Annotated in this window: 7 protein-coding genes; 2 read left to right on the forward strand and 5 right to left on the reverse strand. The window is 77.8% G+C overall.

Annotation, left to right across the window (positions count from 1 at the left end; genetic code table 11):
- Nucleotides 1–6: 6 nt before the first annotated feature.
- From CP968_RS02255 to CP968_RS02275, 5 genes are all read right to left on the reverse strand, one after another.
- Nucleotides 7–1,920, reverse strand: a complete 1,914-nt coding sequence (locus CP968_RS02255; protein ID WP_150516374.1) for an SWIM zinc finger family protein — start codon at nucleotides 1,918–1,920, stop codon at nucleotides 7–9.
- Complete coding sequence (locus tag CP968_RS02260; protein WP_150516375.1) at nucleotides 1,917–5,621, reverse strand: vWA domain-containing protein; 3,705 nt, start codon at nucleotides 5,619–5,621, stop codon at nucleotides 1,917–1,919. Before CP968_RS02260 ends, CP968_RS02255 begins: the two co-directional genes overlap by 4 nt.
- Nucleotides 5,618–6,769, reverse strand: a complete 1,152-nt coding sequence (locus CP968_RS02265) for an ATP-binding protein (protein WP_150516376.1) — start codon at nucleotides 6,767–6,769, stop codon at nucleotides 5,618–5,620. Before CP968_RS02265 ends, CP968_RS02260 begins: the two co-directional genes overlap by 4 nt.
- A gap of 285 nt (nucleotides 6,770–7,054) precedes the next feature.
- Nucleotides 7,055–12,013: a DNA-binding protein gene (locus tag CP968_RS02270; RefSeq protein WP_229885858.1), complete on the reverse strand. Its 4,959-nt coding sequence runs from the start codon at nucleotides 12,011–12,013 to the stop codon at nucleotides 7,055–7,057.
- An 89-nt stretch (nucleotides 12,014–12,102) separates the two neighbouring features.
- Nucleotides 12,103–12,972 (reverse strand): DUF4132 domain-containing protein, encoded by an 870-nt coding sequence (locus CP968_RS02275; protein ID WP_150516377.1) that lies wholly within the window; start codon nucleotides 12,970–12,972, stop codon nucleotides 12,103–12,105.
- Nucleotides 12,973–13,173: 201 nt separating this feature from the next.
- Here CP968_RS02275 and CP968_RS02280 point away from each other — a divergent pair, with 201 nt between their 5' ends.
- Together CP968_RS02280 and CP968_RS02285 are read left to right on the forward strand one after the other, a co-directional pair.
- Entirely contained in the window at nucleotides 13,174–13,911 is a 738-nt protein-coding gene (locus tag CP968_RS02280; protein ID WP_229885809.1) for a GmrSD restriction endonuclease domain-containing protein, read from the forward strand.
- Nucleotides 13,908–14,201, forward strand: coding sequence for a hypothetical protein (locus CP968_RS02285; RefSeq protein ID WP_150521658.1), 294 nt, complete (start codon nucleotides 13,908–13,910; stop codon nucleotides 14,199–14,201). Before CP968_RS02280 ends, CP968_RS02285 begins: the two co-directional genes overlap by 4 nt.
- Nucleotides 14,202–14,274: the final 73 nt, after the last annotated feature.

Here is a 14,274-nt window from a genome sequence, read left to right on the forward strand (position 1 = left end):
GATCCGTCAGGCGGCCGCGCCGGGACCCCAAGAGGCGGCGACCAGCAGGTGTTCCGCCGCCGCGAGGTGGGTGGCCGCCGCCAGCCAGGCCCACGCGTAGGGCTCGGCTGAGGGGTCCGTGAGCCGCCCGAACACGTCCCGGGGCCGGCGGTCGGCCTCGGCGGCCAGCGCCCCGGCGCGGTCGGCCGCCGCGGTGAACCCGGCCCGGCACAGCATCCTGCGGCCCGCCGGATCGGCGTCGCCCCGGGCGGACTCGGCGAGGGCCCGGCGGCCTCCCGCGACCCCCGTCTCCAGCAGCCGCCGCACCCGCCACAGCGGGGAGTCGGCCAGCGGGTCCGGCCCGGGCGCCGCGACGGGCTGCGCGACGGGTTCGGCGGTGCCGGGCGGGAAGTGAACGCCCTGGAGCCGGTCGTAGCCGAGGTCGGCCCGCCCGAGCCATTCCTCGGGCAGCCGCAGGGTGTACGGGGCGCCGGGTACGGGGCCCACGGCGAGCGGCCTCAGCGTGGCCGCGCGGTCGAGGTCGGGGCGGCCGACGACCCGGACCAGCAGGCCCGGGTACCCGGCCAGCCGGCGCAGGTTGGCCGTGTGCGCCAGCTCGGGGTGGGGGTGCGCGGCCCGCAGCCGCAGCAGGGGGGCGTCCGGCCGTACCTCGCGGACCAGGAGGTGGTCGCCGGCCGCCGCGACGACGGCGACGTCGCAGCCGAGCAGCGCGGGCTCGGACCCGTCCGGCGTCGCGAGGCTCTCGGCGACGGCCTCGGCGGCCGGGCGGGCGAAGAGGGCGGCGGCGGGCCCGTCGGTCCAGGGGGTTCCGCGCAGCGGGGTCGCCTTGACCCCGCGTCCGGCACCGAGCCTGCCGTCCGGCGAGACGGTCGCCCCGACGATGCGCAGCCCGCCCCGGGCGAGCCCGGCGTGGTCGAGGGCGCCGCCGCCGAGGGCGACGGACGCGGTGCCCGCGCCGCGGGCGCGGGCCAGGCCGCCGGGGCGTACGTCGGAGACCGAGTAGGGGGTTCCGTCCGGGGCGAGGAGGTGGGTGACCACGCCGCCGTAGCCGGTGGCGGAGAGCACCGGCTCCCGGCACAGGCCGTACACCTGGAGGCTGCCCCCGGGCGCGTAGGCCCGGCGGGCGGCGCCGGCCAGGGCCGGGTCGGCGGAGCCCGACGCGAGCCGTGCCGCCGTGGCGAGGAGGTCGAGGAAGGCGGCGGTCAGGTCGCCGAGCCGCTGGCCCGACCGGCGCTCGCGGGCGGCGCGCAGGCCCCGTACGACGCGCAGGGCGGCGGCCTCGGCGCGCGGGAGTGCGGCGAGGCGGGCGGTGTGCGCGGCGCGCAGCAGTTCGGCCTGGACCACGGCGCCGCCGGCGGTGACCCCGGCGGCGAGGGCCTCCGCGGCCGCCCGCCAGAGCGCGGCCGCGGCCGTCAGCTGGGCGGCGCTCAGGGCCGGGACGGGAGGTCCGACGGGAGGGGCGGGGAGGGAGGGGCCGGTGGGACCGGTGAGGCCGGTCGGGTCGGTGGCGGGCGTGGGGCCGGTCGGGCTCGTGGCCCCTGGGGCATCGGCCGGGACCGCGACCGCGGCGGGACCGGCGCGTCCGACGTCGCCGTCCGGCTCCGGAAGCTCCGGCCCGGCCGGCGGCGCGTCGGCGAGCGGGGCGGCGCCGAGTGCGGCGGCGCGGTGCAGGCAGCGGGGGGCCAGGAGGCAGGTGCAGGTGGCCTGTTCGGGCCGGGTGACCGTGCCGTCGGGGCCGGGCCGCAGGGTGACGAGGGCGTCCTCCCCGAACCGCAGGCCGACGCTCCCGTCCGCCTCCGGTGCGGCGCTGTCGGCGCAGGCCGCGGTGGCGGCGTCGAGCTTCTTGCGCAGCCGGGCGGTGAGCTGCTCGACGGCTTCGGCGAGCACCTCGGGTGCGACGGGCGGGAGCGCGGTGTTCAACGGGCTTCTCCACGGAGGCGGTCGCCGACCCAGCGGGCGAGGGCGAGGGGGCTGAGGGCGGCCACGGGCATGCCCGCGGCGACGAGCTGCTCCGCGACCGGGACGGAGTACCGGGGCGTACCGGTGTCGTCGAGCGCGGCGCAGCCCAGGAGCTGGGCGCCGGAGGAGGCGAGCGCGCGGACCTCGCCGAGCAGTCCGCCGATCGGGGCGCCTTCCTCGAAGTCGCTGACCACGACGACGAGGGTGCGGCTCGGGACGGTGATCAGGGAGCGGGCGTGGGCGAGGCCGGCGGCGATGTGCGTGCCACCGCCGACACGGACCTCCAGCAGCAGCGACAGCGGGTCGTCGACCCGGTCGGTGAGGTCCACGACCTGCGTGGAGAAGGCGAGGAAGTGGGTGGAGAGGGTCGGTACGCCGCCGAGCACCGCGGCGGTGAGGGCCGACCAGACGACCGAGGCCTCCATGGAGCCGGAGACGTCGACGACGAGGATCAGCCGCCAGTCGGCCTCGCGGGAGGCCCGGGTGGCGAAGACGGGGTGTTCGGGGACGACCACCACGCTCCCGTCGGGACGCCGGCGTGCGTGGGCGAGGTTGGCCCGCAGGGTGCGGGCCAGGTCGAGCCGGCCGCCGGGCCGGCGGGTGGGCCGGGGGGTGGCGAGGCCGGAGAACGCCGGGCGCAGCCGGGTGGCGAGCTCCTTGGCCAGTTCGTCGACGAGCCGCTTGACCAGGGGTCGCAGCCGGGCCAGTTGGGCCTCCGGCATGCCGCCGGCGAGGGAGAGGACGGAGCTCAGCAGTTCCACCGAGGGCCGTACGCTCGCCGGGTCGAGCTGGGTGAGCACGTCGGTGCGGCCCGTTTCGGCCGCCCCCGCGAGCACCTCCTCCCGTACGTCGGCGCCGAAGAGCGACTCCAGTTCCTCCGACCACTCCCGGGCCGTGGGGAACGAGGCCTCCCGGCCCCCGCCGCCTCCCCCGCCGTCGAGGGCGGTGGCGCCCTCGCCGCGGCCGGCTCCGTACAGCTCGTCGAGGGCGTGGGCGTAGCGGCGCGCGCCGGCGGGGAGGCGGTCGCGTTCGCGTCCGAGGAGCAGGCGCCAGCGGTCGGCGGGGCCGATGCGCCGCGCGTCGGTGCGGGTCTCGTCCGCGGCCGGCCCGGCCGTGGTGGCGGGGGCCGGGGCGGACGGGGACGGCCCGGGAGCCGGCGGCGGCGTCGCCCGGGCCGCTTCGGGCAGCGGCAGTTCCCTCAGTGCGGCGAGACCGGCGGCGTCGGCCGCGGCCCACAGCGCGAGGAGGGCGGGCGGGGCGTCGAGGGTGAGGTCGGGCCGGTCGCCGAGCCGTTCGGTGACGGCGGCGAGCAGGCGGTCGCGGGCGGCGGGCGACAGCGCGTCGAAGCCGCCGCGCAGGGCGGGGAGGCGGTCGAGGAAGTCCGGGTCCGTCAGGTGCTCCACCCGGTCGAGGAGGGGGGTGAGGGCGGTCGGTGAGGACTGGAGCAGCGGTCCGGCGGCGGTGAGGAGCCCGGCGAGCCTGCGGGTCAGCGAGCGGCGGGCGTCGGGGGTGACCGCGCCGTCGATCCAGCCGGCGGCGCGGGCGCCGAGGGAGGCGGCCGGGTCGAGGTCGAGCAGGACCCGGACCGCGAGGGCCGCGCCCTGCACCAGCGGGGAGCCGTTGGCCGCGAGGTCCGCGAGGACGGTGTCGGTCCGCAGTCCGAGGTGGTGGGCTGCGGCCCGGTCGGCGAGCGCGACCAGGGCGGCCGCGTCGGCGGGGTCGTCGCTGCCGGCGAGGCCGGGCAGGGAGCGTACGGCCGCTTCGAGCAGGTCGCCGGTGACCGCGGCGGCGGTGGCCCTCGCCCCGGTGTCCGTGCCGGGGAGGTGGCCGCGGTGCAGTGCCTCCAGGAGGTCGAGGGCGTCGAGGAGTTCGGGCAGGGTGGCGGTCCGCGGCAGGTCGGTGGCCGCCTCGTGCAGCCGTACGCCGACCAGCTCGGGCAGGTCGCAGCGTGCGGCGGCGGTCAGGCCGGCGAGGATCTCGGCCGGGGTGGGGCCGCCCTCGGCGGCGGCGCGGCGGGCGGTCTCGCGCAGGGTTCCGGCGGCGGCCTGGGCGGCCGTGACGCCGCGGACCCCGGCGAGGTCGAGGCGGGCCGGGACGGACGGGGTCCACGTCAGCCGCCATTTGGTGCCGAGGGCGGTGCCGTCGCCGGTGGCGGTGACGGCCAGCGGTTCGCCGTAGGAGGCGCCGCAGACGAGGAGCCGCTGGAGCAGGACCTCGCGGCGGCCGTCGAGGGCGGAGCGGAGCGGGTCGAGGCGCAGTTCGCGGGCGGCGGGCTCGTCGGGGCCGGGCAGCCGCAGTTCGGCCAGCTCGGCCTCCACGGAGGGCCCGAGGCCGGAGCGGGGGGCGTGCGGGGTGATCCGCCCGCGGGCGGTGCCGACGAAGACCGCCTCCAGGGCGCGGGCCAGCGCCCGCCCCCGGCCGAGGGGTTCGCCCTGGCCGAGGACGGTGGTGACGGCCTCCAGGAGTTCGCCGCGGCCCGGCGCCGGCAGCCCGCGCAGGACGGCGAGGTCGCAGGCGAGCCGCAGTGCCTCCGCCGCCTCCCCGGTCCCGGCGGTGTGCCCGGCGCGGCGCAGTTCGCGGCAGAGCCCGGTGACGGCGACGGACGCGGCCTCGCGGACCAGTGCGGGGTCGCCGGCCGCGCGCAGGACGGCCTGCTGCCAGAGCGGGTCCCGGATCCCGGCCGGGTAGCCGGAACGGGAGTCGAGCAGGTCGAAGGAGTACGGGACGAAGGAGGTCACGGCCTCCGGGTCGCCGGTGCCCGCGCCCCGGGCCGGGGGCGCCCCGGCGGGTGGGGCGGCGGAAGGACCCGGCACGGCGGCGGCCGCGGCGAGCGGGGCGGCCGCAGGGGTGTCCGGAAGGGCGGCGACGGCATCCGTCGGTCCGAGGAGGGCCGGGGCGTGGAAGGCGCCGATGACGGCGGCCACCCGGTGGCCGCCGGCGGCGGCCCGGGCGATCACCTGCCGCATGTGGGCCTCGCGGGCCAGGTCGGCGGCGGGGACGGACGCGTCCTCGCGCAGGGCCCAGCCGACGCCGAGGGCCGCGCGGCGTACGGCCTCCGGGGTGCACCCCGGTGCGAGGACCTCGACGGCGCGGTCCCACATGTCGTCGCCGTCGCGTCCGGTGCCCGAGGCGGCGAGTCCGTCCGCGTAGGACCGCCGCTCCGGGCCCGGGTGTCCGGGAACGCCCCGCTCCGCGTCCGGCCGCGCGGCCTCGTCGGGGCCGGCGTCCGCGTCCGTGTTCGTGCCGGGGTCCGCGGCCGCGTCCGGCGGGCCGGTCTCGGACCAGGCGCGGGACGCCAGCGGCAGGTCGCAGCACAGGACGGCCGCGCCGCGCTCGCGGGCCCAGCGGATCGCGGCCAGTTCGGGAGAGAAGTCCGCGAAGGGGTAGAACGCCAGGCGGCCCCCCTCCCCGGTGCCCGCCAGGGCCACCGGGGCCACGGTCTCCGGGTCGGCCAGGTGCTCCAGCCACGGCTGGAACTCCGTCGGCAGTTCCACGCAGATCGCGTCCGCGCCGGACGCGTCCAGCAGGGCCGGGACCACCGCGGCCAGGGCGGGGCTGTGGTGCCGTACGCCCAGCAGGTACGGCGCGCGGGACGCGGCCAGCGCGTCCACGGCGGCGCGCGGGTCGGTCCGCGAACCGCCACGAGGGTCGGTGCGCGTCATCGCAGGCTCCCGCGCAGGTCCCACAGGCGGCGCCACATCGCCGAGCCGTCCTCGGCGCGGCGGCGCACCGGGCCGTCCCAGTAGCCCAGCAGCCGGCCGTGGTCGGCAGGGTCGTCCTTGCGCACGACGCCCAGCAGGTGGCCGGGCAGCAGGTCCAGCACGTCACCTCCGGGCAGGTAGGCGGCGGAGACGCCCAGCGACGCGGCCACCTGCACGGCCTCGGCGGTGGACATGACCGTACCGGGGCGTTCCACGTCCCACCCCTCGGCGGAGCGTCCCGAGCGCAGGTCCCGGAAGACGGTGACGAGCGCGTCGAGGACGGCGTCGTCGACCCCGAAGGCGGCGCCCGCGCGCTGGACGGCGGCGACCGCCTGGCGGCGGATCAGCGTGGCCTCGGCGTCGGCGTCGGCGATCGGGGCGACGGTCTCGAAGTTGAAGCGCCGCTTGAGGGCGGCGGACATCTCGGATACCCCGCGGTCGCGCAGGTTGGCGGTGGCGATGACGGTGAAGCCGGGGGCCGCGGACACCACCGCGTCCTCGGTGGCGGTGAGTTCGGGGACGCTGACCCTGCGGTCGGACAGGATCGACACGAGCGCGTCCTGCACCTCGGGCAGGCAGCGGGTGATCTCCTCGACCCGGACGACCCGTCCGGTGCGCATCGCGGAGAGCACCGGCGAGTCGACGAGCGCCTGTGAGGTGGGGCCCTGCGCCAGCAGCAGGGCGTAGTTCCAGCCGTAGCGGAAGGCGTCCTCGGTGGTGCCCGCGGTGCCCTGGACGGTGAGGGCGCTGGTTCCGCAGACGGCGGCGGCGAGGAGTTCGGACAGCATCGACTTGGCGGTGCCGGGCTCGCCGGTCAGCAGCAGGCCGCGCTCGCCGGCGAGGGTGACCACGCAGCGTTCCACCAGGGCACGCTCGCCCACGAACTTGGGGCTGATGACGAGCTTCTCGCGTCCCTGGGGCAGCGTGAGCGCGACGCCCTCGCTGCCGCAGACGAACGTGACGACGGCGCGCGGGGTGAGGGCCCAGCCGGGGGGCCGCGGGCCCGGGTCCTGCGCGGCGAGGAAGGCGAGCTCGGCGGCGTGGCGCTCTTCGGCCGGGATGACCTGGCGGGCGGAATCGGCCGCGGCGGGCTGGTCGGTGTCGGTCATCGGGGTGGTCCTCCGGAGGAAGTCGAGGGAATGACGGGCGGACGGGGGCGGGGCACCGCGGAGCGGAACCGGTGGGAGGGTGAAGCGGGTGCGCGGGTGAAGCGGGTGCGCGGTGGGCCGCGCATCCGGCCGGGGCGGCGCGGTGCGGGCGACCGCGGCGCGCACGGCGGCGGAGTCCGGCAGGGCGGACGCGGCGCCGTCCGCGGCGGCCGGGGACACGTGCCGCGCACCCGGCCGGGCGGCGCCCACACCCGCCGGGGGTGTGGGCGCCGGTCGGGCGTGCGGTCAGCCGCGGCGCTTGCGGGTCCGCTTGACCTGGAGCTGTTCGAAGCGCGGGGCGTCGCCCTCGCGGACCCGCTGCCAGGCCCGCCGGTAGAGGTCGGCGGCCGGTTCGCCCGGGACCAGGACGCCCAGGCCCGGGGCGCCGCCCGGGGCCAGGCCGTACATCGGGAGCTTCCACTGCTCCACCGGCAGCACCGGGGTCGACGGCTCGGCCCAGCCGCCCGGAAGGAACAGCGTCCGCCCGGCCCGGGCGCGGCTGCCCGACACCACCAGTTCGGTGGCGGCCAGTTCGGCGCGGGCGGCCTTGAGCCGGGCCGGCTTCCAGCCGGTCCAGCGGGCGGTGTTGCGGTCCGTCGGGTCCGGCATGGCCAGCAGAGCCAGGTAGAGCACGGCCGCGTCCGCGCCGAGGCCGTACGTGGCGGAGACCTCGGCGACCACCTCGGGCACCGAACGGCCCGGGTCCTGCGGCCACCAGGTGCCCTCCGCGTCGGCGGCCCCCGCCGCCGGGGCGCCCGGGTCGGCGAGCAGCGCCGCGAAGCCCGGGTCGTACACCGCCCGCAGCGCCGCCTCGACGGGCAGCGGGTGCTGGTCGTCGCCGCGCAGCATCGGCAGGTAGGGGTCGGAGCCGGTGGAGTCCAGCAGGGCCGGGCGGACGGCGGGCCGGGGCTGGCCGTCGTGGGTGGCCATGACCACCGCGCCGTAGCGCTCGTGGTCGGTGGCGGTCTCGGTGGGTGTGCCCGCGGCCTTGCGGAAGTCGGCGAGGCTGGTGAAGTACCCGACGCTGAGCATCAGCTCGGGTGCCGCGAGCCGCTGGCGCAGGGCGGTGAGCACGGGCGGCAGCGCGGCCCGTACGGGGTCGCCGGCGGGGAGCCGGTGGGCGAGCCAGGCGGCCGCGGCGATGCTGCCGGTCAGCACGTCGGAGGTGAAGGGGTGCTCGGCCGGTACGGCCGGCTCCACGTGGTCGGTGACGACCTTCCAGGGGAGGTCGGTGGAGAGCTCGGGCGCGGCGGCGGGGTCGAGCAGGGCGGGCAGCGAGCGGTGGACGGGCCAGCTGCCGCGGACGGCCCGTGCGGCCTCGGTGGCAAGCCAGTCCGGTACGGGCGTACGACGGCCCACGCGCCGGATCCAGACCTCCGCGGCGGCCGCCGCGTCGGGGCCCTCGTCCCAGAGGCGTGCCGGGTCGGCGGGGAGGAGCGCGGCTATCACGGCCCGGCGCACGTCGACGTCGAGGTTCTTGAGCTCGGCGCGCGCGGCGGCGGCGTCGGCGGCCTTGAGGCCGAGGGCCTTGCGGAGTTCGGCGGGAAGGAAGTTGCGCTCCCAGGCGTCGAGGTGCGGCATGCCCGCGAGCACCAGTCGGGCGGTGGTGCCGGAGACCCCGGTGAGGCGGGAGAACTCGGCGACGGCCTCGGGGAAGAAGGGCGCCGTACCGCGGTCGGCGGCCGCCGTGCGGAACGCGGTGAGCCAGCCGGGGCCGCGCAGCGGGTCCCCGACCGGGGCCGCGCCGCGCAGGGTGTAGGGGGCGGGCGCGGCGAACCGGCCGGTGGGGTCGTGGAACAGGGCTCCGTACTCGTGCCCGTCGGGGACGTCGTGGCCGTGGTCGGTCACGGCGAGGACGGCGCCGCCGCCGAGCGGGAGCACGGCGCGCTGATGGACGTTGCGCTCCGTGCCGGCGGGGCCCGAGAGGTGGCTGCGGTCCAGGTGGAGCAGGACCCGTCGCCAGTGGGGGGCCGAGCCCTCGGCGGAGGCCAGGCCCTGCTCGTCGATGGCGGCGAGCAGGCCGAGGAGGGCGTGCCGGTGCTCGTCGGCGGTGCCGAGGGCGACCGCGCGGTACGCCACCGCCGCGGGCTGGTCGAGCAGCGGGGCCCACGGCAGGCCCGATTGGGGGGGCGCGGGGACGTCGAAGTGGAGCCGGCCCGGTACGGCGGTCGCGTCGGTGGCTCGGCGGGCGGCGGCCAGGTCGTGCAGCAGGCGGTGGGCGGTGTTGTCGTCGCTGCCCCAGCGGTAGTAGCCGGAGCCGATGATCCCGCTCAGCGCGTCGCCGATGAGCCGGTCCGAGGCCCCTTCGACCTGCTCGGCGGCGCGGGCGGCCCGGGAGTCCGGGTGGAGCCGGGCGGCGACGCCGTCGAGTTCCTTCTGCTGGGCGAGGGTGAAGCGCAGGACCTCGACGATCCCGCCGATCAGCCGGGGTGCGGTGACCTGCGGGAGGGCCGCGGCGACCAGGCCGGCGAGCGCCTCGCCGCGTTCGGCGGCCGCGGCGGCCTTCAGCAGGGCGGCGAGCGTCTCCCGGTCGGCCGTGCGCAGCGCCGCGGAGCCCTCGGGGTCGCGGGGGCGCAGCGCGTACCAGTGGGACAGCGGCGGGAGTTGGACGCTGCGGGTGGCGAAGGCGGCGTGGCTGCTGTCGCTCCGGGAGCAGGTGGTGACGACGCCGTCCGGGTCGGTGAGGCTCACCGCGCGCCAGCTCCGGGTCAGCGCGCGGGGGCGGTCGTCGCCGGGCAGGACGAGCGCCGCGACCGGCATGTCGTGGCCCTCGGGGACGGTGACGGTGCGTCCGACGGGGTCGGCGGCGTGCCAGCCGTGTCCGGGGACGCGTACGGTGCGCCAGCCGTGCAGGCCGCGGGCGCCGAGGACCGATCCGGGGACCTCGGGTCCCGGGCGCAGCCAGGCGGTGCGCTCGGCCGGGACGGCGCCCTCGGGGTGGCCGGTCAGGGCGTCGGCGAGGAACGCGGGGCGGGAGAGGCGGCCGTAGGAGGGGCCGGCCGGGTCGTACTCCACCCAGCCGGTCTCGCTCTCCTGGTCGCGGTCCCGCCACACCCAGTACGAGACGCCGTCGCAGAGCACCGGCCGCTCGGCGGGCAGCCGGGTGTCGCCCCGGTGCAGGACGCCGGCGCCGGTGGCGCGGCCGCCGGCGGCGAGCGGCAGGGTGCCGTGGTCGGACCGCAGGGACCAGTGGTTGCGGTCGCCCTCCAGGGTGAGGACGGTGCCGGGCGAGTGGTGCCAGTAGCCCTGGGTGACGCTGTCGGTCCAGGAGTACCAGAAGACGAGCAGCTCGCCGTCGACGTAGTGGAAGCCGAACCGGTGGCGGTTGCCGGACGGGCCGCGGAGGTCGTGCGTGAGGACGGTGGAGTCGGCGTCGACGACCCGGACCTGGGTGTGGTTGGCGACGATCAGGTACGGCCAGGCCTCGACCACGGTCAGGTCGGACGAGTCGCCGTGGGGGGCGAGTTCGGCGACGGCGCTCTCCCAGGCGGGCCACGCGAGCTCCTCGAAGAGGCCGCTGCGCAGGGTGCGGGCGAGGGTCTCGGCGAGGTCGGTGGCGGCCGCGGCGGCCACCGCGTCGGGGGCCAGCGCGAGGGCTTCGGCGGGGAGCCAGGCGAGCCGGCTGATGGCTTCGGGGACCGCCGGGAGTCCGGCGGCCGTGGAGGCGGCGGCGACGTCGTGCGTCCACGCGGCGAGCAGCGGGCGGCCGCCGGGCGAGGCGGCGACGCGGCGGATGATGTCGGAGCCGCCGGTGGCGTCGCCCAGCGCGTCGAGCGCGCGCCGGAACGCGGGCCGGAAGCGCGGGTCGGCGGCGAGGGCGAGCAGGTCGCGGCGCTGGTCGGCGCGGGCCCAGTCGCGCAGGTTGAGGTGGCCGTGTCGGCGGCTGTGGTCGTTCTCGTCGGGGTCGGCGACGGGCACGCCGAGGGTGAGCAGGAGGTCCAGCAGGTCCGCGTCCTCGACGCCGACGCGCAGGCCGTGCTCGCGGCCGGGCCGGGCGAGTTCGGCGCGCAGCCGCTGCGCGCAGCGCTCGACGAGGTCGAGCAGGGCGGGCAGGGTGGGGCGCACGTTCCAGCCGTTGTGGCGGGCGGCGTGGAAGCGTTCGAGCCAGCCGGCCGCGCCGTCGGCGCAGCGCTGGTCGGCGGGGAGGTCCTCGCGGAGCAGTCCGGCGGTGGCGCCGGACTCGGTCAGGACGTCGAGCCACAGGGCGGTGAGGGCGCCGTCCTCGCCGCTGGGCGGGGTGAGTTCCAGGAGGGTTCCGCGGACCGCGGGGACGCGGCGGGCGAGGGAGACCAGCGCGCCGCGGTGGGCCTTCCACCAGCCGGACGCGGCGCGCAGGGTGGCGGGCAGCGGCAGCAGCTCGGCGAGGTAGTCCTCCTCGGGTTCGCTGCCGGTCAGCCCGGCGGCGCGGGCGAGGCGGCGCAGTTCGGTCGCGGCCTGCGCGGAGGGTGCGAGGCCGCCGGCGGTGCGGCGTACGCACAGGCGCCGGAAGCGGGCGTGGGCCTCGGCGGGGGTGACGCGGGTGGCGAGTTCCTTGCCGTAGCCGGTCAGTACCTTCACCGGCAGGGCGCCGGCGAGGGCGAATTCGAGGAAGACGGCGTCGAGCCGGTCCTCGTCGACGGTCAGGCCGTGCTGTGCCTCGGCGGTGCGGGCGCGGCCGAAGAGCTGGGCGGCGTAGGTGGTGTTCTCGACGGCGAGGAAGGTGCGGGCGGCCTGTTCGTAGAAGACGGGCAGGAAGTGCGGGACGGCGGCGCCGAGGCGGCCGGCGAGCTCGTGGCAGGCGTCGAGGGCGGCCTTGGGCTTGCTCTTGGCCTGCCGGGCGAGCCGGTCGAGTTCGGGGACCACGGCGAGGGCGTGGTGGCCGTCCTCCGGGTGGTGCACGAGGACCCATTCGGGGAAGCCGAGGGCCTGGCGGCGGCCGAGGCCGACGACGGGCGGTTCGCCCGGGTCCCGGACGAGCCCGAGGAATCCGGCGGCGAGGTCCTCGGCCGCGCCGAGTTCGGCGGCGGCGAGGCGGACGACGACGCGGTCGTCGCCGAGGGCGGGGTGCCGGTAGGCGCGGGCGGTCAGGTCGACGGCGTGCGGGCCGGCGCCGGTGGTGCCGGGGGGCAGGACGGCCCCGGCCTTGAGCAGCTGCCCGGCGCTGCCGGAGTCCGTGTCCGTGTCCGTGTCCGTGTGGTGCGCCTCGTCCGCCGTGCCCGTGCTCATGTCCGCCCCGTCCTTCTCTTCCGTCTCGTTCTTCACGTCGGTCCCCGCGTCGGCCGCCGTGCCGGTCTGCGTGTCGATCGGGTGCGTGCTCACGCGTCCCCGCCCTCCTCGATCGTGCGCCCGGCGTACAGCGCCGCGGCCATGCGCATGCCCTCGGACCAGGCGACCGGGCCGACCTCGGCCAGGCGCACGGCCCGGCCGTCCTCGTCGTGCCAGTTCAGGGCGCCGGTGCTGGTCTCGTCGTCGTAGTAGGGCTCGCCGATCCACACGGCCGCCTCGGTGGCACGCCCGGCGCCGTCGCGGACCTTGCAGGTGGCGTAGCCGCCGGAGACCCGGTAGCCGAGTGCCGTCGCCCGGGCGGCCAGGCTGAAGCGGGTGGGGAAGGACCCGCCGGCGTAGTCGCGGACCTCGGTGGCGCTCTCGGCCAGTCCGGCGGGCTTCTGCCAGGTGGGGCGGTGGATCTGCTCGACCCGCTGCTCGATGCCGAGTTCGGCGGCGAAGTCCCGTACGTCCTCCAGGTCGGGCAGGAGCACGGGGTGGGGCAGGAGCACGGTGCGCGGGGAGAGCCGTACGGTCTCGCCGTCGAGGTTCACCACCTTGAGCTCACCGGTGGCGGTGGCGTCCCGCAGGAAGCCCGCCTCCTGCGGGTCCTCGCCGACGACGGCCAGGTCGCGCAGGGCGCGCTGCCAGGCCTCGTCGGGCCAGACGCGGGCGATGAGCGCGGTCGGCACCGGCAGCGAGGACACCATCCAGGCGTCGACCTGGGCTACGCAGGACGCCTCGTGCCGGTCGAGCCAGTCGGCGAGCCGGCGCAGCCGGTCCACCTCGGGATGGTCCTTCAGCGCCTTGGGCAGCGTCTTCAGCTGCCGTCCCGCCGCTCGGCCGGAGGCGGACCGTGCCGCCACCCGCCCTTCCACCAGGGCGATTTCGTATCCTTCGCCCGCAGCCAGCCATGCCATGTGCCTGTCCCTCTCGCGCGTGTCCCGCCCGGTTCCGCGCAGCCGTCGACGAGGGGTTCGAACCCCTGTGGGCTGCGGTATGCGGGGAGACTAGCGAGGGCGACTGACATTCCACCCGGGAGGGTCGCGGTCCGGTTGGATGTCCGGTTCTGGGTACGCTCCACTGGACATTGACGCACGGTCGGTTCGAGGTGGAATTCCATGGTTCGTCACATTCATCTGCCGGGAGCGGTCCTGGCGGCGGGCCTGCTCCTGGCCGTCGCGGGATGTTCGGGTCAGGTCGCGACCCCCGACGGGAAGGCGCCGTCCGAGGTGCGGCCCCCCTCGGCGTCGGCGCCCGCGGGCGGCGGCAAGCCCGCCGACGGCAAGCCGGCCTCCGGGGACGTCCTGCCCGGCATGGTGACGGTGGCCGTGGCCCGGACCCGGCTGGCCGCGCTGAAGGTCGGGCAGCCCGGCACGATGGCCGGCTACAGCCGGGACAAGTTCACGCACTGGGCGCAGCAGGGCAACAAGTGCGACACCCGCGAGGTCGTCCTCAAGCGCGACGGCGCCGACGTCACGCAGGACGCCGAGTGCCGGGCCGTGTCGGGCACCTGGAAGAGCCTGTACGACGGGGTGGTGGTGACCGAGGCCGGGAAGATGGACATCGACCACATGGTGCCGCTGGCCGAGGGCTGGCGCTCGGGTGCGGCGGGCTGGGACGCGGCCCGGCGCAAGGCCTTCGCCAACGACCTGACCCACCCCCAGCTGCTGGCGGTGACGGCGGCGTCGAACCGGTCCAAGGGTGACCAGAGCCCGGACCTGTGGCAGCCGACGGACAAGTCGAGCTGGTGCCAGTACGGACGGGCCTGGACCACGGTGAAGTCCGAGTACGCCCTGACGGTGACCGAGCCGGAGAAGAAGATGCTCGGCACGATGCTCGACACGTGCGCGTCATGACGGGTGCGGCGGCCGCTCCGCGGGAGTGGGAGGACGACGTGCAGGCGGGCCCGGGCGGCGCCATGACCGACGAGGTCGGCGTGATCACCGGACCGCTGACCCTGCGCACGGTGGAGCAGGAGGGGGACTCGGTCCGGTTCGACGTCCAGTACAAGGACGCCGACGAGTGGTACACCCTGACCGGCAGCCCCCGACCCCACCACGGCGACCCGGATTCCCTGCACCGGGCCGCCCTGGCGGCGGTCCGGACCGGCGGCGGCGCGCAGGCGCCGGAGGGCGGCGGGGCGTAGGGCCGGCCCGCGCCCGTGCCGCCTCCGCCGCCCTCCGGGCCGGTGGTGCGCGCGCCCCGGCTCCCCCGGGGCC

The sequence above is a fragment of the Streptomyces subrutilus genome, from assembly GCF_008704535.1.
GTDB classification, from domain to species: Bacteria; Actinomycetota; Actinomycetes; order Streptomycetales; family Streptomycetaceae; genus Streptomyces; species Streptomyces subrutilus.